Below are 23,379 nucleotides of genomic sequence, written 5' to 3' on the forward strand. Positions count from 1 at the left end.
GGCGGCGGTGCGGCCGACGCCGGACGGGCGGGGGGCCGCCCGGTCCTCCTCGGGCGGGTCGGCGGCGCCCGGACGCTCCGCGCGCGCGGCCCGGGTCCTGCGGTCGATCTGGACGGCGAGCCAGACCACCTCACCCGCCGCGTGCGCGGTCAGCTCCGCCCAGCCCTCCCCGCGCGAGGCGACGGTCGGCGCGCCGCCGTTGCTCGCCCTGCCGCGGCGGGAGGGCGGCAAGGTCATGCAGAACCAACTTCGTCGAGCCGTTGCCACAGCGCGTGCAGGAGACCGTTCAGCGCGCTCTCGTCCGGGCCGCCCGGGGACAGCCGCAGGTACTCGGCGTTCAGCAACTGGTCCGCCGCCAAGGTCCCGCCGGTCAGCGCCCGGGACAGGAAGTCCCTGATCATCAGGGCGCGTTCGTCGCCGTCCCCGTCGGCGAACTGCGCCGCCAGCATCTCCGCCAGCCGGTCCGCGTCGGGCGGCGGCATCTCCAGCGTCAGACAGCGCCGCAGGAACGCGGGCGGCAGCGCGCGCTCGCCGTTGCTGGTGATCACCACGAACGGGAAGGCGCGGCAGCGCACCCGGCCGTGGCGCACCACGTGCGTGCCGTCCGGGTCGTCGGTGTGCACCGCCACCTCGGGCATCCTGGCCCGCACCCGGGACAGTTCGGGGATGCGGAACTCGCCGTCCTCGAACGCGCCGAGGAGGTCGTTCGCGAGGTCGGTGTCGGCCTTGTCGAACTCGTCCACGAGCAGCACCCGGGGTGTCTCGCGGGGCAGCAACGCCGTTCCCAGCGGCCCGAGTTGGATGAAGTCGCCGAGGGAGTGCGGGTCGGTGCCCGGTTTCGGGCCGCCGGACGGGTCCGCCGCGTCCAGCGCCTCCCGGGCGGACGCCTCCTGCACCCGGCCGATCGCGTCGTAGGCGTACAGGCCCTCCCGCAGCGTGGACTTGCTGGTGACCGTCCAGCGCAGCACCCGGCCGAGGCCCAGCTCCCGGCTCACCCGGTGCGCCAGGCTGGACTTGCCCACCCCGGGCGGGCCGGTGACCAGCAGCGGACGCCGCAGGAACAGCGCCGCGTTGACCAGGTCGGTCTCCTCGGCGGACGACGCGCGCACCCCCGCGCCGGGGGCGCCCAGACGCCGGCGGATCTCCGCGTCGTCCCGCGGGACGGGGTCGGGCGCGACGGGGCCGCCGTCGAAGTCCCGCCACGGCGGCGGGGGCGGCAACTGGTCGATGAGGCGGTCGTCCAGGTCGGGTTCACCGGTACCCCGGTAGATCCACCAGCCGTCCGACCGGCCCGTGGGACGGGACGCGCCCTCGGCACCCCGAGGCTCCCGCGATGCGCCGCCGCTCATAGCCACCCCCCTCTCCCACAAAACCCTGGCGGGGTCCACCGGGCGACCGCTCCCCGACCGCTCGGAACCGCGTCCGCACACACTCAGGCAACAGGCTCCGGAATCTCCGGGAGCCGGTTCGGGTCGTCCCACAACACGGCGAGCCGGGGGCCGCAGCCCCCGGCGTCATCGTCCCCCGGATGGGGAGCGGAGCGCAAGGACGTCAGCCTCCCCAGAACCTCCTCCAAGTCCCCCTGCAACACGTCCTCGTGGAGCGCGGCGGACGCCCCCGCGGACCCGCCGCCGCGGCTCCACAGCAGCAGCGGAAGACCGGCCTGGAGACCCACCAGCAGTTCCCGTCTGCCGTGGTGGTCGTCGGGCGCGGAACCCAGCGTCATCAGGACCACCCGCGGGGCCCGGCTGAGCTGTTCGTACAGCGACTCGGCCCGCGCCCCGTCACCCCGGGCGCACCGGTGCGTCGCGGCCCCCGGCCCGGCCGACGACAGCACGTCCCAGCGCGCGTTCCAGATCCGGTGCAACTGCTGTGCGTCGATGCGCTCCTTGCTGCGCACCACCACCCGGTAGTCCACTCCGATCGGGGGACCGCCCAGGCCGCCGCTCCACACCGGGTTCTCACCGAAGGCGCTGTGCCGCGACCACTCCTCGACCGGCTCGTTCATCATCGACAGCGGCAGTATGAACTCCAGTACGAGACTGCCGCGATGGGTGCGCAGCCGGGCCTCCTCGCGGTCGATCAGCGTCGCCACCCGGGCACGCACGGCCGCCGCGGGGACCGAGCACTGCTCGCGCCTGCGCGGCTCCCAGGACGTCCCGCTGCTCGCCCAGCAGCTGATGTCGACCCGGTCGGGTGACGCCGTGGCCGGGGCCAGCCGGATCAGGAGGTAGGCGGGGCGCACCGACTTGGGAGGCGAACCGCCCGCGTGCGCACGGGAGTCGTCGAGGATCCGCTGCGCCTGGAGGTGGTCGGCCGCCGTGCCGCGAACCTGACGGCTCACCCAGGCGCGCAGCGCGTCCCCGCGCTCCGGTGCGAGGACCATCGCCAGCCCCTGGAGGAAGAGCACGGTGCGCGGCGCGCCCTCGGCCGGGCGGTTGGTGAGGGCGAGCCGCTGATACGCGTCCCAGGCGCTGTGCACGGTCTCCGGCAGCGGGCCGAAGTGGTCGCCCGCGGCCTGCTGGTAGACGGCCGGGAGCTGCGGGACCGTCGTGCGGTCCAGCCCGGTGAGCAGGGTCCGCAGGCCGTCGCGGGCGGGGTCGTCGAGGACCGGCGGCAGCACCGGTTCGACGAGGGAGAGGGCGTACTGGGAGTTCAGGTCGTGGTGGGCGAGGTGGTCGACCGCAAGAGCCAGCCGCCACTGACCCCCGGGCACCTCGGCGAAGGCCCGCAGCATCGCCACGATGTGCATCTTCTTGTTGTCGAACTCCGGTACGGACAGGCGCAGTCGAAGCCGGTCCATGGCGTCGTGCACACAGAGCCTGCGGGCGTCCAGCGTGTCCAGGACCGTGACCCGCATCAGGGCGTCCGCGAGCGCGGCGGAGGCCTCCGGATCGGGCACGGGGGGTTCAGTCATCGTCGGCCAGCCGGTCCGGCCAGGTCTCTCTGGCCTGCGCCACGAACTCCGTGACGGCGCGGGTGTCCCCCTCCAGCCAGCGCACCGCGCGGACCAGCGCGGCCGGACCCTGCGCGAACTCCCCGCAGCGGCCCACCAGATGGTAGAGCTGCACCCGGGGATGGGCGGAGCGGGTGACGCCCGCGGCCACCTCGGCGGGGAGCTGGCCGAGCAGCAGCGGCCCGGCGTCCAGCCGGAACGACTCCATCGCCAGCAGCCGGTCCACCAGCGGCCACAGCGCACTCGGCGGCGCCGTCCAGCCGTCGGCGGGTTCCGCGCTCCGGGCGGGTGCGGCGGGCGGCAGCAGGGCCGGGTCGAGGACGTCGAGCGGGATCATCCAGGAGACCCGCGGGCCGTCCGCCTGGCCGGTGCGGCGGCCGAGCAGCACGGTGGCGAGGACCCCGATCACCAGGCCCCGGTCGAGGTCCCACACCCCGGCGCCGCTGAAGCCGCGTTCCACCGCCGCGCCGACCAGGTCCAGGCCGTCGATCTGCCGCCACCGCGGGTGCGCCCCGCCCGGTCCGGTCACCCGTCCGCTCGCCCACAGCCCGTGCGGCACGGACGCCGGATGCCCGAACAGGGTGACCGGTGTGCCGGTCGCGGCGCCGCCGGTGCCGACCGGCGCGGCCGTGACGGACCCCGGTGGCGGCTCCGCCAGCCGCAGCACCGCGAGGTCGAGGGCGGGCGGCAGCCGCAGCCAGCCGTCCGCCGCCACCCGGGCCGTGACCTCGCCGCCGGTCCCGGCGGCCGGGAAGCCCACCCGCAGCGTGCCCTCCGGCACCCGGTCGGCCTCCGTCCGGCCGAGGGCGGCCTCGACGACGTGCGCGCAGGTGAGCACCGTACGGTCGGTCAGCAGCAGTCCGGCTCCCGCGACGCCCCCGCCGTCCCGGCCGTGGATCCGGGCCCGCCAGGTGGCCGCGCCCGGCGGCACGGAGGCAGCGGCATTCCGAGTCCCCACGTCGTCCCCCTCGTCAGCCGTGCGGAAAAATCAGGGTAAGCCGAAGCGAAGCCCTTGTGTACGGGTGAGTCGGGCGGTCGTCACGTGATGCACTCCACGCGCGTGGACAGGCCGCCCCCGGGCCGGGCGGAGCGCCCCCCCGGGAGCCGTGTCCCGACCGGCCCCGCACCGGGCGGGACGCCGCCGCGCACGCCCCGGGACGGCCGGGTCCCGCGTCCGTGCGCGACCGTCGCGGACACCCCGCGTACCGACGAGTTTCACACCGGCGCCACCCGGCCCTTCCCTGACGTTCGTTGCTCTTGCAACACTCGCTCCGCGCACCTTCCGTCATGATCCGACCATCCCTCCCCCCAGGATGAGAGGCACCCGCCCATGTCCGAGGTCAACCGGCGCCGTTTTCTCCAACTCGCGGGAGCGACGACGGCGTTCACGGCCCTGTCCAGCAGCATCGAACGCGCCGCCGCCCTCCCCGCGAACCACCGCACGGGGTCGATCGAGGACGTCGAGCACATCGTCGTGCTGATGCAGGAGAACCGTTCCTTCGATCACTACTTCGGCTCGCTGCGCGGAGTCCGCGGCTTCGGCGACCCGCGCCCGGTGACCCGGCCCGACGGCACCTCGGTCTGGCACCAGTCCGACGGCGCGAAGGACGTCCTGCCCTTCCACCCGGACGCCGACGACCTCGGCCTGGCCTTCATCCAGGACCTCCCGCACGGCTGGAACGACGGCCACGCGGCCTTCAACGGCGGCAAGTACGACCGCTGGGTGCCCGCCAAGGGCTCCACGACGATGGCCCACCTGACCCGCGACGACATCCCGTTCCACTACGCGCTCGCCGACTCCTTCACCGTCTGCGACTCCTACCACTGCTCGTTCATCGGCTCCACCGACCCCAACCGCTACTACCTGTGGACGGGGCACACCGGCAACGACGGCAAGGGCGGCGGCCCGGTCCTGGGCAACGACGAGGCGGGGTACGGCTGGACGACGTACCCGGAGCGGCTGGAGGCGGCGGGCGTCTCCTGGAAGATCTACCAGGACGTCGGCGACGGCCTCGACGCGGCCGGCGGCTGGGGCTGGATCTCCGACGCCTACCGGGGCAACTACGGCGACAACTCGCTGCTCTACTTCAACCAGTACCGGAACGCGAAGCCCGGCGACCCGCTGTACGACAAGGCCCGCACCGGCACGGACGCCCGCCGGGGCGATGGCTACTTCGACCGGCTGAAGGCGGACGTCACGGCCGGCACCCTGCCGCAGATCTCGTGGATCGCCGCCCCCGAGGCGTTCACCGAACACCCCAACTGGCCCGCGAACTACGGCGCCTGGTACATCTCCCAGGTCCTGGACGTGCTGACCTCCGACCCGAAGGTGTGGGCGAAGACGGCCCTGTTCATCACCTACGACGAGAACGACGGCTTCTTCGACCACCAGATCCCGCCGTTCCCGCCCGCCTCGGCCGCGCAGGGCCTCTCCACGGTCGACGCCGGGCTCGACGTGTTCAAGGGCGCGGGCAGCACCGTCGCCGGACCCTACGGACTGGGCCAGCGGGTGCCGATGCTCGTCGTCTCGCCGTGGACCAGGGGCGGCCACGTCCTGTCCGAGACCCTCGACCACACCTCGATCATCCGGTTCATGGAGCGCCGCTTCGGCGTCCGCGAGCCGAACATCTCGCCCTGGCGGCGGGCGGTCTGCGGCGACCTGACGGCGGCCTTCGACTTCTCCCGCGCCGACACCGGGAAGGTCACCCTGCCCGCCACCGACGGCTACCGCCCGCCGGACGGCGACCGCCACCCGGACTACCGCCCCACCCCGCCCGCCCGCGGCGCCCTGCCCGTCCAGGAACCCGGCAGCCGACCGGCCCGCGCCCTCAAGTACGCCCCGTACGTGGACGGTTCGGCCGACACCGGCACTGGCAAGTTCACCCTTTCCTTCGCCTCGGGACCGCAGGCGGGCGCCGCCTTCCTGGTCACCTCGGGCAACCGGGGCGACGGGCCGTGGACCTACACGACCGAGGCCGGCAAGACCCTCGCGGACGCCTGGAACTCGGCCTACTCCGGCGGCTCCTACGACCTCTCCGTGCACGGCCCCAACGGGTTCCTGCGCGTCTTCAAGGGCCCGAACAAGGTCGCCGGGCCCGAGGTCACCGCCCGCCACCTCGGCGACGACGTCGAACTCACCCTCGTCAACAAGGGCTCCGGCACGGCGACTCTGCGCCTCACCGGCGGCTACGGACTGCCGTCGCGCACCATCACCGTGCGGCCGGGCGCCACCGTCCGGCACACCGTGGACCTCACGGCGAGCCACCGCTGGTACGACCTGAGCGTCACCTCCGACGCCGACGCCGGGTACCTGCGGCGATTCGCCGGACATGTCGACAACGGGCGTCCCGGCGTGAGCGATCCGGCGATCATCACGCGGTAAAGGGTGATGAATGCCGTATCTGCGGGGGTGGCCGGAAACCGATGGTGTCGGGGTAGTGTGCGCCGGTGACCACGCAATCGAACACTCCCGCAGGCTGGTACGCGGACCCGCACGGCGCCGCGAAGACCTTGCGTTACTGGGACGGCTCCGCCTGGACCGACCACACCAGTCCCGAACAGCCGGGCCAGCAGCCCCCGCAGATACCCCCGCGGCAGCCCGCGGCGGCCGACCCCCGGGTGCAGGGACAGGTGCAGCGGCAGGCCGGGGTCGCGCCCAGCGGCCCCGGCGGCGGCACCGTCTTCACCGAACCGGTCCTGGTGGTCAACCAGAAGGCCAAACTGATCGAGCTGACCAACGAGTACAAGGTCATGGATCAGAACGGCAACCCGATCGGCTCGGTCACCGAGGTCGGCCAGAGCGCGCTGCGCAAGGTGCTGCGCTTCGTCTCCAGCCTCGACCAGTTCCTCACCCACCGGCTGGAGATCCGCGACGTCCACGGCACTCCGCAACTGCTGCTGACCCGCCCCGCGAAGTTCTTCAAGTCCCGTGTGGTCGTGACCCGTCCGGACGGGACGCCGGTCGGCGAGATCGTCCAGCAGAACATGATCGGGAAGATCAACTTCGCTATGAACGTGGACGGCCGCCAGGTCGGCGCGATCAAGGCGGAGAACTGGCGGGCCTGGAACTTCGCCATCGTCGACCACGACGAGAACGAGGTCGCCCGGATCACCAAGACCTGGGAGGGCCTCGCCAAGACGATGTTCACCACGGCGGACAACTACGTCCTGCAGATCCACTACCAGCTCCCCGAGCCGCTGCTGAGCCTGGTCGTCGCCACGGCGCTGACCGTCGACACGGCCCTCAAGCAGGACTCGCGCGGCTTCGGCTGAGCCTGACGGCGGGGCGGGGCGGGGCGGGGCGGAACGGGGGCGGACGCGGGCGCGCCGCGAGAGGTGGGCGGCGCGGCGCACCGGGGGCGTCGGACGGCGGGCTGCGGTGCGCGGTCCGTGGTCCCGTCGGACGGCGGGTCGCGGTCCGTGGTCCGCGCGGCGGATCGGGGACCGGTGCCGCCGTGCCCCGCACTCTCCTCCCCCCTCCGCGCGAGAAGCGGTCCCGGGTCCGGCCGTCGTGTCTAGAGCGGTGTGAGGTGGCCGGGTTCCTGGGGCCGGGGGGCCAGCGCCGGTTCGGCGGAGGCCGAGCCGGGACGCAGGGCCAGGACGGCGGCCACCGGGTGCTCGTCGTCCACCGCCGTGCCCCCGGTGACTCCCGTGACGTCCGTGACTCCCGTGTCGTCCGTGACGCCCATGACCCCGGCGGGCGCCGGTGCCGCCCGGGTCAGCAGCAGTACGCCCCAGGTCGCCAGTCCCGCGCCGACCAGCGCGAGCAGGACGCCCGCCGCGCCGTCGCGCAGCCGCTCCCCGAGCAGGGTCAGGCCGATCACGGCGGCGGCGACCGGGTTGGCCAGCGTCACCACGGCCAGCGGGGCGCCGAGACCGCCCCGGTAGGCGGTCTGCGACAGCAGCAGCCCGCCGGCCGCGAACGCCGCCACCAGCAGCGTCACCCCGACCACCTGCCAGGTCATGAGCGGACCCGTGCGGTCCGTCGCGGCCACCGTCACGGTCTGGGTGAGCGCCGACGCGACGCCGGAGGCGACCCCCGAGCCGGTCGCGTGCCGCAGCCCCGGCTTGGCTCCCGGCCAGGCCAGCATGCCGATCAGGGTCGCCGTCGCGCCCGCCAGGATCAGCGCCTCCGGCGTGCCAAGCACCTCGTCGGGCGCCGCGCCGGACGCCGTCACCAGGATCGCCGCCAGCCCGGCCAGCGTGAACGCCGTGCCCCGCCACTCCACGCTGCTGACCCGCCGCCCGGCGATCCGCGCGCCCAGCGGCACGGCGGCCACCAGCGTCAGCGCGCCCAGCGGCTGCACCACGGTCAGCGGACCGTACTTGAGCGCCACCACGTGCAGCAGCGCGGCCGAGCCGTTCAGCAGCACCGAACCCCACCAGGCGGCGGAGCCGAGCAGCGCGAGCAGTCCCGAGCCGGGGTTGCGGGAGGCGAGCCGCTCCTGCGCGACCGCCGCGGCCGCGTAGGCGACGGCCGAGCAGAGCGAGAGGGCGACGGCGACCAGGGTGGCGCTCATCGGCCCGCCCCGACCAGGACGCCCGCGTCGGCCGGTCGGCGATCGCCCCGACCGCGCCGGGCCGGCGGCGACGGGGGAGCCGTCACCGCGGCGGCGGGCGCGCGGATCACCGCGAGCGCCAGACCGAGCAGGGCCGCCGCCGCGAGGCAGTCGAGCCAGTAGTGGTTCGCCGTGCCGACGATCACCACGAGCGTGAGCAGCGGATGCAGCAGCCACAGCCAGCGCAGCCGGGAACGGGTCGCCAGGACCAGGCCGATCGCCACCATCAGGGCCCACCCGAAGTGCAGCGACGGCATCGCCGCGAACTGGTTGGCGAGGTGATCGGTCTTCGGGGGCCCGTAGACGGACGGTCCGAAGACCGCCCCGGTGTCGATCAGACCGGTGGCCCCGAGCATCCGGGGCGGCGCGAGCGGGAACGTGAGATGCAGCACCAGGGCGACGGCGGTGACGGCGGCCAGCACCCGGCGGGCCCAGACGTAGTGCGCCGGGCGGCGCAGGTAGAGCCAGACCAGGAAGGCGACGGTCGCCGGGAAGTGGACGGTGGCGTAGTAGACGTTCGCGGACTGCGTCAGAGGGACGCCGTGCAGCAGCAGCGACTGGACCGAGCCCTCGCCCGGCAGGCGCAGGGCGCGTTCCAGGTCCCACACGTGGCGCGCGTTGCGGAACGCCTCGCCCGTGTGGTCGGCGGCGAGCTGCCTGCCGACCTTGTAGACGAGGAACAGCCCTGCTACCAGGAGGAGTTCACGGACGAGCGGGGGCCGCGCTATCGCGCCGGACCCCGCTTCTGCAGGCTCGGTTCGGGCATTCATCCCCCGGCCCCTTCGCTGACGTGGTGCTGATGGTGGTGCGGGTGGTGCGTGTGGTGCTGCTCGTGCGGGTGTGCACGTGGCGCGGCTGTTGCTGATCGTTCGGCTGCTGGTGCTGCTGGTGCTGCTGGTGCTGCTGGTTGTGCGGGTGGTCGTGCAGGTGGTCCGTGGTGCCGCGGGGGCGTCGGCGGTGCGCGGGGCATCGATACGACGTCGTTCCGATACGACAGTGTACCGATACGCGAGTGTACCGATACGATTCAGTACCGGTACACTTGCGTATCGATGGACCGACGGCGGACCAGCACGGCGGGCCCCGGCCCCTGAGACCGGCGAGGAGACGACACGATGACGTCGCAGGCTGCGGACGGACCGGACACGGTCACCGCCACGCGCCGCTCCAAGATCACGCCGGAGCGTGAGCGGGAGTTCTTCGACGCCGTGCTCGAACAGGTCCGCGAGTGCGGATACGACTCCGTCACCATGGAGGGCGTCGCCGCCAGCACCAGGTGCAGCAAGTCGACGCTCTACCGCCAGTGGAAGACCAAGCCGCAGTTCGTCGCGGCCGCCCTGCGCTCGGCCCGGCAGGCCCGCTTCACCGGCATCGACACCGGCTCGCTCGCGGACGACCTGCGCGGCGCGGCACGGGCGGCGGGGGAGTGGTCGGGCAAGGACACCCGGCTGCTCCAGGCGCTCGGTCACGCCGTCATGCAGGACCGGGAGTTGCAGCAGGCGCTGCGCGAGGCCCTCGTCGACCCGGAGATCGCGGCGCTCAGGGAGATCCTGCGGCGCGGCGTGGAGCGCGGCGAGGTGGCCGCCGACCATCCGGCGCTGGAGTACGTCCCCGCGCAGATGTTCGGAGTCCTGCGGGTCAGGCCGGTCCTGGAGGGCGAGTACGCCGATCCGGAGTACCTGGTCCGCTTCGTGGAGGCCGCCGTGCTCCCGGCGCTCGGCCTCACCTGAAGACCCGGGTCGCCGTCCACGGGATGACTGGACGGAGGCCCGGCCGCGCCGCACCGTGGGGACGGGGGCGGCGCGCACCCACCGGCCGGGTGGGGCTCCCCTTGAGCGGAGGGGCGCCCCGCCCGGCCGACTGCCGTGCGGGGCGCGCGAAGGGGCTCAGACGGTCTTGCCGTCGCCGCCGCCCGAGGACACCTTGATGCCCTTGGTGATCTCGTCGATCACGCTCTGCTTCTCGCTCGCGTCGACACCGAACCGCACCACCACGATCAGCCGCGGGTTCGACGGCGCGGGGAAGGCCAGCGACTGGACGAAGCCGTCGTCGCCCTTGCTGGTGACGGCCTTCCAGCGGACCAGGTACCCCTTCTGCCCGGCGACCGTGACGGCCTTCGACGCGAGGACGTCGTGCGAGGTGATCGCGCCGTACGTCTTGCCGCCGTAGGAGTCCTCGGCGTTGCCCGCGATGTCGGCCTTGGCGACCTCCTCGGCCGTCGAGCCGTCGGTGCCCAGCGCCTGCGCGGGCGCGGAGTAGGCGCCGCCCTTGGTGCAGGACTTGGAGGTGTCGCCGGGACACTTGTAGGTGTCGTTGGAGCTGACCTGCGCGCCCACGCTCAGCTGCTGCCCGTACCAGCCGTCCGGGATCGGGATGCTGATGCCGCTGACGGCGTCGGTCACCGAGCCGCTCTCGATCTTCGGCGCCTCGGACTGGCCGGGCACGGGCGACTCGCCGTCCCCGCCGCCCGAACCGGAGCCGCCACCGGCGCCCCCGTCACCGCCGAACGGGCCGCCCTGCCCGCCCTCCGGTCCACCGGGCCTGCCGCCCTGCCCGCCGGAGCCGGGCCGCGAGGAGGAGGTGTCGCCGCCCGAGCCGTTGCCGTCGGTCAGCGCGTACACCCCCACGCCTATGCAGGCCAGCACCACCACGGCGGCGCCGACGGCGATCCCGGTCCGCAGCCCGCGCCGGGGCGCGGCCGGCGGCTGCGCCGGGTACGCGGGGTAGCCCGGGTGTCCCGAGGGGTACCCGTAGGCACCCTGCGCGCCCGCCGGAGCCCCGTACGCGCCGGGTCCGGGCGCCGGGTTCCCGTACGCGCCCTGCCCGGCCGCCGGATACCCGTACGCGCCCTGTCCCGGCGGCTGTTGGGGACCGGCCGGGTACCCGTCGGCCGGATTGCCGTACGCGCCGTGTCCGGCCGCCGGGGCGCCGCCCGCCGGGTCCGCGGCCGTGCCCTGTCCGGTCGCCGGACGGTCACCCGGCGGCGGTCCGTCGGCCGGGGAGGGGACCGCCGGGTCCTCGCCCTTGCCCTGCGCCTGCGCGGGGGGACCCCATGCGGCGGCCGAACCCGCCGGACGGGTCCGCTCCGTCCACGCCCTGCCGTCCCACCAGCGCTCGGCGGCGGGACCGTCATCCGTCTGCCCGGGGTCGGGATACCACCCGGGAGGAGTCTCCTGCGTCATGGCCCCACCGTATGAGGCGTCTGTGAAAGGGGGATGAGAGCCCCCCCCGGGTCGGCCACCCGTGCCGCCCGCGGGCCCGGCCCGTGGCTCCCGTCCGCGGCCCCTCGCCACCTACGTCGCGCAGTTCGCCGAGGCCGAGGGGTTCGCCCATGTCCACTTCCACGTGGTGCCCCGGACGGCGGACCTGCCCGCGGAGCTGCGCGGCCCCCGCGTCTTCGGGCTGCTGAGGCAGCCGCAACACCTCCGGGTGCCCGACGGCACCAGGGACGAGATCGTGCGCGCCCTCCACGAACGCCTCCGCCCCGGCCCGCCCGCCCCCTGACCGACATCCGGCACCTCGCATCAGGCATCTCGTATCCGGCACCTCACATCAGGCACCTCGCATCCGGCATCGCGTATCCGGCTTCGCGCTTTCGGCATCCGGCATCTGGCATCCGGCATCGAAGCCTCGCGTGCGGCCCCGGCCGACCCGACCCCGGGGTCCTGACCGCACGCCCGCTACCCGACCCCGGGGCCACCCCGCCGTCCCCGGCCGGGGCGCCGGTCGGTTCAGGAGCGGTCGCCGTCGCGTCCCGCCTTCGCGCCCCCTCCCACCACCAGCCGTACCGGCGCCCGTTCGGGGCGGGGCGGCAGCCGCAGGCCGTCCCGCCCCGGGGTCAGCGACCCCAGCACGCTCGGGTGGCGTGCCCCGGTGCTCGCCGGGTCCGTGCCCGGCAGGCCGTGCGCGGTCAGGAAGCCGAGGACGGCGAACGCGTACGCCTCCTTCGCGTCGGACGGGAGCCCCAGCTCGTCCGAGGAGCGCAGGGCGACCCCCGGCAGCAGTCCCGCCAACTCCCTCATGAGGACGGGGTTGCGGGTGCCGCCGCCGGACGCGATCACCTCGGTGGCCCGCAGGCCCAGGACCGCGTCCGCGACCGTCACCGCCGTCAGCCGGGTGAGGGTGGCGAGGACGTCCTCGGGCGGCAGCGCCCCGTGACCGGCGAGCGCCGCGCGCAGATAGCCCGGGTGGAACAGCTCCTTGCCGGTCGTCCGCGGCGCCGGGAGCCGGTAGTAGGGCTCCGCCAGCAGCCGTTCCAGCAGCACCGGGTCGACCCGGCCGCGGGCGGCCAGCGCGCCCTCCGCGTCACAGCCGTCCCGTCCACCGCTGAAGTGCCGCGCGGCCGCGTCCGTCAGCGCGCACCCCGGCCCGGTGTCGAAGGCCGTGCCGTCCGGGGCGGTCAGGTTGGCGATCCCGCCGATGTTGAGGGCGACGGGGACACCGGGACGCCCGCGCAGCCACAGCCGGTCGACGAGGCTCACCAGCGGGGCGCCCTGGCCGCCCGCCGCGACGTCCCGGGGCCGGAAGTCGGCGACCACCGGCAGCCCGGTCGCCTCGGCGATCCAGGCGGGCTGCCCGAGCTGGAGCGTGCCGCGCACCCGCCCCGACTCCACCCAGTGGAACACCGTCTGCCCGTGCGAGGCCACCAACTCGGCCCCGGACGCGCACAGTTCCCGGTCGGCGCGGACGGCGGCGGCCGCGAACGCCTGCCCGATCAGCGTGTCGAGCGCGCACACCCGGCCCAGCGGGACCGCCCCCGGCGGCAGCGCCGCGGCCAGCGACGTGCGCACCTCGTCCCCGTACGGCTCGCTCCACGCGCCCAGCGGCTCCAGCAGCAGGCTGTCCCCGACCAGTTCGAGGTCGGCCGCCGCCGCGTCGACACCGTCACAGGACGTCCCGGACATCAGACCGATCACCCGCACCCGCCCGCCCCGCCCTTCCGTCCCTCGGCCACCGTCCTGCGCGACTCCATGTCCGCCTCCTCAACTCGACTTCCCTGCACCAGGCTTGAGCAGGGCCAGCGCGCTCACCGCGCAGGCCGCCGCCGCGTAGTACGCCGGGATGTCCGGGTCCCCGGTCCGGCGGACCGCCTCCGTGATGACGAGGCCCGCGCAGCCCGAGAAGACCGCGTTCGACAGGGCGTAGGCGAGCCCGAGCCCGGTGTGGCGCACGGTGGTCGGGAAGAGTTCCGCCAGCATCGCGGGCCCGGGACCCGCCATCAGGCCGACCACCGCGCCCGCCGCGCACACCGCCGCGCCCCTGACCGCCGCCGGGGTCCCGTCGTCCTGGAGGAGGCGCAGCAGCGGCAGGGCCAGGACCACCACCCCGAGCGCGCCCGTCAGCATCACCGGCCTGCGCCCGAACCGGTCGCTGAGCGCCCCGGCGGGGACGATCGCCGCCGCGAACCCCAGGTTGGCCAGGACCGTCGCGAGCAGCGCCGCGCGGAAGCTCGCGCCCAGCGTGCCCTGGAGGTACCCGGGCAGCACGACGAGGAAGGTGTACCCGGCCGCCGCCCAGCCCATGACCCGCCCGGCGCCCAGCGCGATCGCGCCCGCCAGCGCCCGCCGCGACGGCCTCGTCAGCGCCGCCTCCTTCCTGAAGGCCGGGGTCTCGTCGAGCCGCAGCCGCAGCAGGAGCGCCGCCGACCCCGCCGGCAGCGCCAGCAGGAACGGCACCCGCCAGCCCCAGTCGCCGAGTTGGGCCGGGGTGAGGGTCGTGGCCAGCAGCGCCGCCACCCCCGCGCCCGCGAGCAGCCCGAGCGCCACGGTGAACGACTGCCACGACCCGTACAGACCGCGCCGTCCGGGCGGTGCGAACTCCGTCATCACCGCCACCGCGCCGCCGAACTCGCCCCCGGCGCTGAGCCCTTGGACGATCCGCAGGAAGGTGAGCAGCCACGGCGCCGCCGCTCCGGCCGTCGCGTAGGTCGGCAGCACGCCGATCAGCGCCGTCGCCGCCGTCATCAGCGAGATCACCAGGATCAGCACCGGGCGGCGGCCGATCCGGTCGCCAAGACGACCGAACAGGGCCGCCCCGACCGGCCGGAAGAAGAACGCGAGCCCGAACGACGCGTAGGTGCGCACCAGCGCCTCCGCGGCGCTCCCGCCGTCCGGCGTGAAGAAGCGCTCCGCGATCACCGTCGCGAAGGAGCCGTAGACGCCGAACTCGTACCACTCGACGAAGTTGCCCACCGAACCCGCGGCCAGCGCCCGCACCGCCCCGGACCGTCGCGCGCTCCCGCGCTGTCCGGAAATCAACGCCATACCAGGACCTCCTGACGGTGTGTCACCCACGGCCGGGCGGCCCGTCGGCACGGGCGCCGACCGCCTCTACACCGTCGTCACCCGTCACGGCAACAGGTACCCGGACCAGGCACCACTTCGGCATTCATGCGGCTACGCTCAAGGTCTGTACGTCGAACGGGCGACTTCGGGAGGTGACGGGATGACGGAGGTACGGCCCACGGAGGCAGCCTCGGCCTCCCTGTGGGAGCGCGACGAGGAGGTCGCCGCCGTCGTACAGGCCATCGAGAACCTGTGCGCCGACAAGTCCACCTCCGGCAGTCTTCTGCTGATCCGCGGTGAGGCGGGCATCGGCAAGACCGCCCTCCTCGGCGAGGTCCGCCGACTGGCCGAACGACAGGGCTGCATGGTCTGGTCGGCCCGCGGCGGCGAGACGCTCAGGTCCGTGCCGTTCAACGTCGTCCGCCAACTGCTCCAGCCCGCGCTGGTCTCGCTGCTGCCCGAGGAGGCCCGCGAGTACTTCGGCGACTGGTACGACATCGCGGGACCCGCCCTCGGCATTGCCGAGCCCGGCGACCGGCAGGCCGACCCGCAGGGCGTCTGCGACGGCCTGGTCGCCGCCGTCCGCAGGCTCGCCCGGCGCGACTGGCCGCTGGTCCTGCTCATCGACGACGCGCAGTGGGCCGACGAGGAGACGCTGCGCTGGCTCGCCGCGTTCTGCGAGCGCCTGGAGGACGTCTCCGTACTGGTCGTGGTCGCCCGCCGCCCCGGCGAGATCAGCGGCGACGGCGCCCGCTACCTCGACTCCGTCGCCGCCGCCGCGGACGCTCCGACCGCCGTCCTGAGCGCCCTCACCCCGGCCGCCACCGCCGGACTCACCCGCGCCACCCTGGGCGACCACGCCGACGCGCCGTTCTGCCGCGAGGTCTGGGCCGTCACCGGCGGCAACCCGTACGACACCGTCGAACTCCTGGCGCGGGTCAGCGAGAGCGAGTTGCAGCCGACCGAGAGCTCCGCCTGCGAACTGCGCGCCCTCAACCGCGCGGCCCGCGGCGGCGGACTCGTCGCCCGCCTGGAGGAACTCGGCATCGACGCGACCCGGTTCGCCTGGGCCGCCGCCATCCTCGGCCACGGCATCTCCGTCGACCTCGTGGCCAAACTCGCCACCCTGGACGACGAGACCGCCGTGCGCTGCGCCGAACTCCTGCGCAACGCGCGCATCCTGACCGAGGTCAGCGAATCCAGCCAGCAACCCGTCGGCAGCGAACTGGAGTTCGTGCACCCGCTGATCGCCAGCGCCGTCTACAACTCCATACCGGACGCCCTGCGCACCGCGATGCACGGCATCGCCGCCCAGGTCGTCACCGAGTCGGGGCTCGGCGCCGCGATGGCCTCCCGCCACCTCCTCCAGGTGCACCCGGACGACGACGAGGAACTCGTCGAGCAGCTCCGCGAGGCCGCCCGCGAACACCTCGCCGTCGGCGCCCCGGACGCCGCCAGGCGCTGCCTGGAACGCGCCCTGCGGGAACCGCCGCGCGACGAGGTGCACGCCCTCGTCCTGTTCGAACTCGGCTGCGCCACCCTGCTCACCGCGCCCGCCAGGACCATCGGCCACCTCCAGACCGCGCTCGCCATGCCGGGCCTCGACACCGAGACCCGGGTCGACGCCGTGGTCCGCCTCTCCCAGGCGCTGCTGCACAACGACCAGTTGGACGAGGCCGTGCACACCGTCGAGGCGGAGGCCGCCCGGCACGGGGAGGGCCCGTACCGGATGCGGCTCCAGGCCGTGCAGTTCATGTGGGAGGGCCTGTTCGCGGGCGACAACAGCACCCCGGGCCGCTCCGAACGGCTCGCCCGGCTCGCCGACACCTGCACCGGACGGGACAACTCCGAGCGCGCCCTGCTCATCCTGCGCGGCTTCGACGCCATGACCCACGGCGAGAACGCCGAGGAGGTCGTCGAACTCTGCGACCGCTCCCTCGTCAACGGCCGCCTCGCGCCCGGCCTCGGCTAGATCGACACCGAGTGGGGCATCGAGCTGCTGATGATGCTCGCCAGCTCCTACGCCTACACCGACCGGCTCGACCGCGCCGAGGCCCTCTTCAACGAGAGCCTGCGCTCCTACGAGTCCGCGGGCTGGAGCGGCGGCCATCTCGCCCTGGCCCACGCCTATCTGGGCCTCGGCCACCGCAGGCGGGGCAGGCTCAGGGAGGCCGAGGCGTCGCTGCGCGAATCCCTGCGGCTCGCCGAACGCGTCGGTCGCGGACTGCCGTTGTACTGGTCGGCGACGTGCAACCTGGTCGACGTCCTGCTGGCGCGCGGCCACGTCGAGGAGGCGTGGACGGTCGCCGAACGGTACGGCTTCGCCCCGCCCTACCCGTCGACGATCGTGCTGCCCGACCCGCGTTCGGTCCGCGGCCGCCTGCTGCTCGCCGTCGGCAGGACCCAGGAGGCCGTCAACGAACTGGAGGCGGCGGAGAAGGCGGCCACCGCCCGCGGTCACCACAACCCGGTGCTGGTGCCCTGGGCCGCCGACCTCGCCAAGGCGCTGGCCACCGTGGACCCGGTCCGCGCCGCCCGGCTCACCACCGAACTGCGCGCCAGGGCCGAGCGGTTCGGCACGGACACCGCCATCGGCGAGGCACTGCGCTGCGCCGCCGCCCTGGAGACCGGACCCCGCGCGGTGCGGCTCGCCGCGCAGGCGGCCACCTACCTCGAATCGTCACCGTGCCAGTACGAGCACGCGGCGGCCCGCCTGGAGTACGGCATCGCCTCCCGCTCGGTCGCCGAGATCAACCGCGCCCTCACCCTGGCCCGCTCCTGCGGCGCGGACGGCCTGGTCGCCCAGGCCCGCCGCCTCCTGGAGGACACGGAGCCGACCGACTGACACCGGAGGGCGGACCGGTGAGTGGCGCGTCCTGGGCGGCGGGCGACCGACGGACCGGGACCCGACCGTCCGGCGTGGCCGGCGGCGGACGGTCCGGGACCCGACCGTCCAGTACCGCTGGTGGCTGATGGGCCGGGAGCCGACCGTCCGGTACCGCAGGCGGCCGACGGACCGGGACCCGACCCTCCGGCAACACGGGCGGCCGACAGACCCGGACCCGACCCTCCGGCACCGCGGGCACCCCGCCCCCGGCTCACCCGCCGTCGTCCTCCCGCAGTTCCTCGGCCAGTACCCGCTGGGCCGTCGCGAACGCCGCGTTGGCCGCCGGGACGCCGCAGTACACGGCCGTCTGGAGCAGGACGGCGCCGATCTCCTCGGGCGTGAGGCCGTTGCGCAGCGCGGCCCGTACGTGCAGGACCAGTTCGTCGTGGTGGCCGTGCGCGACCAGGGCGGTCAGCGTGATCATGCTGCGCTCGCGGCGGCTCAGCGTCGGGTCGGTCCAGATCTCGCCCCAGGCGTAGCGGGAGATGAAGTCCTGGAAGCGGGCGGTGAACGGCGTCTGCCGGGCCCGCGCCCGGTCCACGCGCTCGTCCCCGAGCACCTCGCGCCTGACCCGCGTGCCGAGCCCGGCCACCCCGTCGAGGTGGCCGCGCAGGGCGGCGACGACGGCCTCCGGGCACTGCGCGGGCGCCAGGTGTGAGGCGCCCGGGATCTCCACCAGGGCCGCGCCCGGCACGGCGTCGGCGATCTCCCGCAGGTGCGCGGGCGGGGTCGCGGGGTCCTCGCGTCCGGCGATCAGCAGGGTCGGCGTCCGCACGGTGTCCAGCCGGTCGCGCAGGTCGAAGGCGGCGAGCGCGTCGCAGCAGGCCGCGTACCCGGCCGGGTCGGCCGCCGCGTGGTCCCGCAGCAGGCCGGGCACGGTGAAGTCACCGGCGAACCAACGGGCTTGCGCGCTCTCCACCAGCCGTCCGAGCCCCTCCCGCCTGACCTGCTCGGCCCGCTCCCGCCAGGGGGCCTCGCCGCCGAAGTGCGCGGAGGAGCAGATCGCGGTGAGGGAGGTCAGCCGTCCGGGGTGGTGGACCGCGAGGTGCAGGCCCACCGCGCCGCCGAGGGAGACGCCCGCGTACCCGAACCGCTCGACGCCGAGCGCGTCGGCGAGCGCGAGCACCAGGTCCGCGAGGTCGGCGACGGTGGCGCCGGGTCCGATCAGACCGGCCGGGGAGCCGCCGTGGCCCGGCAGGTCCCAGCGCACCACCCGGTGGGTGACCGACAGTTCGGGCGCCACCCGGTCCCAGAGGGCGGACGAGGTGCCCAGCGAGGGGCCGAGCAGCAGCGGGGGCGCCCCGGCGGCGCCCTCGTCCCGGTGGGCGAGCAGGTTCCCGGTCAACGTCGCTCCAGGGCACGGTCGGTGAGGGTCCCGGCGGCGCCGGTGGCGCGGGCGGGGTCGGTGACCTCGGTGAGATCGACGCCGGACAACTCCGGTTGTTCGGCCAGCAGGTCGGTCAGCGAGCGGCCCTCGGTACGGGTGCGGGCGGCGAGTTCCGACAGCAGCGCCCTGGCGCGGGCCCGGCCCAGGAGCGGGGCGAGGAAGGCGGAGAGCCGCTCCGACACGATCAACCCGTGGGTGAGGAAGAGGTGTTCGCGCATGGCGTCCGCGTCCACCCGGAGGTTCTCGGTGAGGTCGGCCGCGCACCCGGCCGCCCCGCCGACCAGCCGCAGCAGATCGCGCAGCGGCTCCCACTCGGCGTGCCAGGCACCGGCCGGACGCTCGTCCTCGGCGACCAGCGCGCCGTACAGCGTCGCCGCGAGCTGCGGGGCCCGCCGGGCGGCGGCCAGGACCAGGGTGGACCCGACCGGGTTCGCCTTGTGCGGCATGGCCGAGGAGGTGCCACCGCCGCCCTCGGCGACCTCGCCGATCTCCGTCCTGGTGAGGGTGAGCACGTCGGCGGCCGTCTTCCCCAGCGCCCCGGCCGTGAAGGCGAGCGCCCCGGCGAGGTCGGCGACCGGCGTGCGCAGGGTGTGCCAGGGCAGCGCGGGCTCCCGCAGCCCCGTCTCCCGCGCGAAGGCGGCCGTCAGCGCCGGCGGGTCCTCGGCGCCGTACGCCTCGAACGCGGCCAACGTGCCTGCCGCGCCGCCGAGTTGCGCGGGCAGCGCGTCCCGGACCGCGGTGACCCGGTCGCGGGCGTCGAGCACCAGGGACCGCCACCCGGCCGCCTTGAGCCCGAACGTCGTCGGGACGGCGTGCTGGGTGAGCGTCCGGCCCGGCATGGGCGTGTCCCGGTGCGCCGCGGCCAGCCGGGCGAGCGCCCGCTCGACGCGGCCGAGGTCGGCCAGGACCGGGCCGAGGGCGCGGACGGCGACCAGCATCGTCGCCGTGTCCATGATGTCCTGGCTGGTGGCGCCCCGGTGCACGTACGGACCCGACTCCGGGCCGACCGCCTCCGTCAGGTCCGCCACCAGCGGGACCACCGGGTTGCCCGCGGCCCGCGCGCGCAGGGCGAGCGAGGCGGCGTCGAACCGTCCGGCGTCGGCCGCCCCGGTCACCGCCGCCGCGGCCTCGGCCGGGGCGAGACCCAGCGCGGCCTGCGCCCGGGTCAGGGCGGCCTCCGCGTCCAGCAGCGCCTGGAGCTGCGCGGTGTCGCCGGTCGCCGCCGCGACGGGGGATCCGGCCAGGCCGGGGGCGAGCAGGCCGGGACCTGACGGGTCAGCGCTCATGCGAACTCCAGGAAGACCGTCTCGCCTTCGCCCTGAAGGCGGATGTCGAAACGGTAGACGCCGTCCCTCTCCCGGGCCGCGACCAGCGTGTCGCGCCGCGCGTCCGGCAGCCGCGACAGCAGCGGGTCGGCGGCGAGCGCGGCCTCGTCGTCCGGCAGGTAGATCCGGGTGAACAGGTGCGTGAGCAGCCCCCGCGCGAACACGCACACGCTCACGTACGGCGCGCTGCGCCCGCGCGCCCCGGGCCGCAGCGTCCGCGCGTACCAGTGGCCGTCGGCGTCGGTCTGGACCCGGCCCCAGCCGGTGAACTCCACGCCGTTGCGCCCCAGATGGCCGCCGGTCGCCTGGTCGCGCCGCAGGGAGCCGTCGACGTCCGGCACGTTGCCCGCGGGGTCGGGCCCCCAGAGTTCGAGGAAGGCGTCGGGCAGCGGGTCGCCCGCGCCGTCGTACACGTACCCGCGCAGGGTGAGGGTGTCCGGGTGGCCGAGGGGCGCGATGTCACCGCCGCCGGGGAACGGCAGCGCGTACCCGTAGAACGGCCCCACGGTGTGCGACGGCGTGGGCAGCGCGGTCCCCGGGCCGCCGGGGTCGGTCGTCGTCATGCGGATCAGCGTCCTTCCTCGATCCAGGTGGCGTCCGGGCCGTCCAGCACGATGTCCCACCGGTAGCCGAGCGAGAACTCCGGTACCGAGAGGCCGTGGTCGTACACCGCGACCAGCCGCTGCCTCGCCGCGTCGTCGGTGACCGACTGGAGGATCGGGTCGTAGCGGAACAGCGGGTCGTTCGGGAAGTACATCTGCGTCACGAGCCGCTGCGTGAACGCCGGGCCGAACAGCGAGAAGTGGATGTGCGCGGGCCGCCACGCGCCCACGTGGTTGCGCCACGGGTAGGGACCGGGCCGCACGGTCGTGAAGCGGTACGAGCCGTCGGGGCCGGTGAGGGTGCGGCCGACCCCGGTGAAGTTCGGGTCGAGGGGCGCGTCGTGCTGCTCGCGCCGGTGGGCGTACCGGCCCGCCGCGTTGGCCTGCCAGATCTCCACCAACTGGCCCCGGACGGGACGTCCTTGACGGTCGAGGAGGCGGCCCGAGACGGTGATGCGCTCGCCGATGGGCTCGCCGTGGTGGTGCCGGGTGAGGTCGTCGTCGACCGCGGAGAGGTCCCGTTCGCCGAACGCGGGCGAGCGCAGCTCCACCAGCTCCGGGTCCCGCCGCACGTCGATGGTGACCGGCGGCTGCCGCGGATGGCGCAGCGCGGACGAGCGGTAGGGGGCGTAGTCGCGGCGCGGATGGTGCTCGACCGGGGCGCCGTCGGCGACGCGCCGCGCGTAGGCGGCGTGCTCGGCCGCGATCTCGGCGTCGATGTCCTGCTGGGTGAGGGGCATGGCTTCCTTCCGGTTCCTGGGCACGGCACGCGGCGGGCGCGGCAGGACCGGCCGCCGACGGGAGCGGATCGGGCGACGCCGGCGATCCGTACGGCGGCCACCGTTCGGGCCGCTTCGGACGGCCGTCGGCCCGCCCATCCACGGCGTTCCGCACGGCGACGGCCGTTCGCACCGCATTGTCCAGCCGTTCCATGGCGGACCTCACGGCGGCGGCGGTCCGGTGACGCGGAGCGGGGCGGCCGTCGCGGACGCGATCTCGTCGGTGGTGACGCCGGGCGCGGTCTCCACCAGGACCAGGCCGTCCGGGGTGACGTCCAGGACGCCCAGGTCGGTGATGATCCGGTCCACGCACGCCCTGCCGGTCAGCGGCAGCGCGCACTCGGCCAGGATCTTCGGCGCGCCGTCCCTGGTGGTATGGGTCATCACCACGATGACGGTGCGGGCCCCGTGCACCAGGTCCATCGCCCCGCCGATGCCGGTCACCAGCTTCCCCGGGACCGCCCAGTTCGCCAGGTCGCCGCGGGCGGAGACCTGCATGGCGCCGAGCACCGCCACGTCGATGTGCCCGCCCCTGATCATCGAGAAGGAGAGCGCGGAGTCGAAGAAGGACGCCCCCGGCAGCACCGTGACGGTCTCCTTGCCCGCGTTGATCAGATCCGGGTCGACCTGGTCCTCGGTCGGGTAGGGGCCGGTGCCCAGGATGCCGTTCTCCGACTCCAGGACCACCTCCACGCCGGGCGGCAGATGGTTGGGGATCAGCGTCGGCAGGCCGATGCCGAGGTTGACGTACTGCCCGTCGCTGAGTTCGCGGGCCGCGCGGGCCGCCATCTCCTGCCGCGTCCAGGCCATCAGCCGCTCACCGTCCGCCGCTCGATCCGCTTGTCGGCGGCCTGCTCCGGGGTCAGGGCCACCACCCGCTGCACGAAGACGCCCGGCAGATGGACGGCGTCCGGGTCGATCGCGCCGGGCTCCACCAGCTCCTCGACCTCGGCGATCGTCACCCGTCCCGCCATCGCCGCGAGCGGGTTGAAGTTGCGGGTGGACCTGTTGAAGACGAGGTTGCCGTGCCGGTCCCCGCGGGCCGCCCGCACCAGCGCGAAGTCGGTGCGGATGGAGCGCTCCAGGACGTACTCCGTGCCGTCGAACGCCCGGACCTCCTTCGGCGGCGAGGCGAGCGCGACCCCGCCCGACCCGTCGTAGCGCCACGGCAGCCCGCCGTCGGCGACCTGGGTGCCCACGCCCGCCGGGGTGTAGAAGGCGGGGATGCCCGCGCCGCCCGCCCGCAGCCGCTCGGCCAGCGTGCCCTGCGGGATCAGCTCCACCTCCAGCTCACCGGCCAGGTACTGGCGCGCGAACTCCTTGTTCGCCCCGATGTAGGACCCCGTGACCCGGGCGATCCGTCCGGCCGCCAGCAGCACCGCGAGGCCGGACTCCATCGCCCCGCAGTTGTTCGACACCACCGAGAGTCCGCCGACGCCCCGTGCGTGCAGCGCCTCGATCAGGACGTTCGGCACCCCGCTCAGCCCGAATCCGCCCACCGCGAGGGACGCGCCCTCGGGCACGTCGGCCACCGCCGCACCGGCCGTGGCCACCACCTTGTCCATCCGCGAAGGCCCCTCTCGTCCCGGACCAGGCCCCAG

General features: G+C 74.8%; 19 protein-coding genes and 1 pseudogene. 5 read left to right on the plus strand and 15 right to left on the minus strand.

Annotated features, from left to right (window positions below; all coding sequences use genetic code 11):
• The 4 genes from GA0115242_RS23240 to GA0115242_RS23255 form a co-directional block, all read right to left on the minus strand.
• Positions 1-237 (minus strand): hypothetical protein (locus GA0115242_RS23240; RefSeq protein ID WP_141721727.1); only part of this gene is annotated, 237 nt, incomplete at its 3' end.
• Positions 234-1,349, minus strand: coding sequence for a MoxR family ATPase (locus GA0115242_RS23245; protein WP_093831549.1), 1,116 nt, complete (start codon positions 1,347-1,349; stop codon positions 234-236). The genes GA0115242_RS23245 and GA0115242_RS23240, both read right to left, overlap by 4 nt.
• A gap of 83 nt (positions 1,350-1,432) precedes the next feature.
• Positions 1,433-2,902: a VMAP-C domain-containing protein gene (locus GA0115242_RS23250; RefSeq protein WP_093831551.1), complete on the minus strand. Its 1,470-nt coding sequence runs from the start codon at positions 2,900-2,902 to the stop codon at positions 1,433-1,435.
• 7 nt (positions 2,903-2,909) lie between these two features.
• A complete protein-coding gene (locus tag GA0115242_RS23255; protein WP_093831553.1) occupies positions 2,910-3,914 on the minus strand; it encodes a trypsin-like peptidase domain-containing protein in 1,005 nt (334 codons plus the stop codon).
• A gap of 372 nt (positions 3,915-4,286) precedes the next feature.
• Here GA0115242_RS23255 and GA0115242_RS23260 point away from each other — a divergent pair, with 372 nt between their 5' ends.
• The gene (locus GA0115242_RS23260; protein WP_093831555.1) at positions 4,287-6,338 is read left to right on the plus strand and encodes a phosphocholine-specific phospholipase C; all 2,052 of its coding nucleotides are present in this window, start codon (positions 4,287-4,289) and stop codon (positions 6,336-6,338) included.
• 65 nt (positions 6,339-6,403) lie between these two features.
• Entirely contained in the window at positions 6,404-7,228 is an 825-nt protein-coding gene (locus tag GA0115242_RS23265; protein WP_093831557.1) for a phospholipid scramblase-related protein, read from the plus strand.
• A gap of 242 nt (positions 7,229-7,470) precedes the next feature.
• Here GA0115242_RS23265 and GA0115242_RS23270 read toward each other — a convergent pair whose 3' ends face one another.
• Together GA0115242_RS23270 and GA0115242_RS23275 are read right to left on the minus strand one after the other, a co-directional pair.
• Entirely contained in the window at positions 7,471-8,475 is a 1,005-nt protein-coding gene (locus GA0115242_RS23270) for a hypothetical protein (RefSeq protein ID WP_093831559.1), read from the minus strand.
• Positions 8,472-9,284, minus strand: a complete 813-nt coding sequence (locus GA0115242_RS23275; RefSeq protein ID WP_093831561.1) for a phosphatase PAP2 family protein — start codon at positions 9,282-9,284, stop codon at positions 8,472-8,474. The genes GA0115242_RS23270 and GA0115242_RS23275 overlap by 4 nt, the downstream gene beginning before the upstream one ends.
• Before the next feature lie 345 nt (positions 9,285-9,629).
• Here GA0115242_RS23275 and GA0115242_RS23280 point away from each other — a divergent pair, with 345 nt between their 5' ends.
• Entirely contained in the window at positions 9,630-10,244 is a 615-nt protein-coding gene (locus tag GA0115242_RS23280) for a TetR/AcrR family transcriptional regulator (protein ID WP_093831563.1), read from the plus strand.
• A 156-nt stretch (positions 10,245-10,400) separates the two neighbouring features.
• On the opposite strand, the gene GA0115242_RS23285 is transcribed toward GA0115242_RS23280, so the two are convergent.
• Positions 10,401-11,696, minus strand: a complete 1,296-nt coding sequence (locus tag GA0115242_RS23285) for a DUF2510 domain-containing protein (RefSeq protein ID WP_093831565.1) — start codon at positions 11,694-11,696, stop codon at positions 10,401-10,403.
• 61 nt (positions 11,697-11,757) lie between these two features.
• On the opposite strand from GA0115242_RS23285, the gene GA0115242_RS41830 reads away from it, so the two are divergent.
• Entirely contained in the window at positions 11,758-12,018 is a 261-nt protein-coding gene (locus GA0115242_RS41830) for a hypothetical protein (RefSeq protein WP_237549259.1), read from the plus strand.
• Positions 12,019-12,245: 227 nt separating this feature from the next.
• On the opposite strand, the gene GA0115242_RS23295 is transcribed toward GA0115242_RS41830, so the two are convergent.
• Together GA0115242_RS23295 and GA0115242_RS23300 are read right to left on the minus strand one after the other, a co-directional pair.
• Entirely contained in the window at positions 12,246-13,436 is a 1,191-nt protein-coding gene (locus tag GA0115242_RS23295) for an anhydro-N-acetylmuramic acid kinase (RefSeq protein WP_093831567.1), read from the minus strand.
• 60 nt (positions 13,437-13,496) lie between these two features.
• Positions 13,497-14,777, minus strand: coding sequence for an MFS transporter (locus GA0115242_RS23300; protein WP_093831569.1), 1,281 nt, complete (start codon positions 14,775-14,777; stop codon positions 13,497-13,499).
• Positions 14,778-14,958: 181 nt separating this feature from the next.
• On the opposite strand from GA0115242_RS23300, the pseudogene GA0115242_RS23305 reads away from it, so the two are divergent.
• Positions 14,959-17,643, plus strand: a pseudogene (locus GA0115242_RS23305) (AAA family ATPase).
• Positions 17,644-17,896: 253 nt separating this feature from the next.
• Here GA0115242_RS23305 and pcaD read toward each other — a convergent pair.
• The 6 genes from pcaD to GA0115242_RS23335 all read right to left on the minus strand — a co-directional run bounded on the left by pcaD (position 17,897) and on the right by GA0115242_RS23335 (position 23,343).
• On the minus strand, positions 17,897-19,030 hold the full coding sequence (gene pcaD, locus GA0115242_RS23310) for a bifunctional 3-oxoadipate enol-lactonase/4-carboxymuconolactone decarboxylase PcaDC (protein WP_093831571.1): 1,134 nt from the start codon (positions 19,028-19,030) through the stop codon (positions 17,897-17,899).
• Positions 19,027-20,358, minus strand: coding sequence for a 3-carboxy-cis,cis-muconate cycloisomerase (pcaB, locus tag GA0115242_RS23315; RefSeq protein WP_093831573.1), 1,332 nt, complete (start codon positions 20,356-20,358; stop codon positions 19,027-19,029). Before pcaB ends, pcaD begins: the two co-directional genes overlap by 4 nt.
• Complete coding sequence (gene pcaG / locus GA0115242_RS23320) at positions 20,355-20,960, minus strand: protocatechuate 3,4-dioxygenase subunit alpha (RefSeq protein WP_093831575.1); 606 nt, start codon at positions 20,958-20,960, stop codon at positions 20,355-20,357. The genes pcaB and pcaG overlap by 4 nt, the downstream gene beginning before the upstream one ends.
• Before the next feature lie 5 nt (positions 20,961-20,965).
• Positions 20,966-21,739: a protocatechuate 3,4-dioxygenase subunit beta gene (gene pcaH / locus GA0115242_RS23325; RefSeq protein WP_093831577.1), complete on the minus strand. Its 774-nt coding sequence runs from the start codon at positions 21,737-21,739 to the stop codon at positions 20,966-20,968.
• Between the two features lie 201 nt (positions 21,740-21,940).
• The gene (locus tag GA0115242_RS23330) at positions 21,941-22,588 is read right to left on the minus strand and encodes a CoA transferase subunit B (protein WP_093831579.1); all 648 of its coding nucleotides are present in this window, start codon (positions 22,586-22,588) and stop codon (positions 21,941-21,943) included.
• Entirely contained in the window at positions 22,588-23,343 is a 756-nt protein-coding gene (locus GA0115242_RS23335) for a CoA transferase subunit A (protein WP_093831581.1), read from the minus strand. Before GA0115242_RS23335 ends, GA0115242_RS23330 begins: the two co-directional genes overlap by 1 nt.
• Between the last annotated feature and the right edge of the window lie 36 nt (positions 23,344-23,379).

This window comes from Streptomyces sp. SolWspMP-5a-2 (genome assembly GCF_900091845.1).
Classification (GTDB): domain Bacteria; phylum Actinomycetota; class Actinomycetes; order Streptomycetales; family Streptomycetaceae; genus Streptomyces; species Streptomyces doudnae.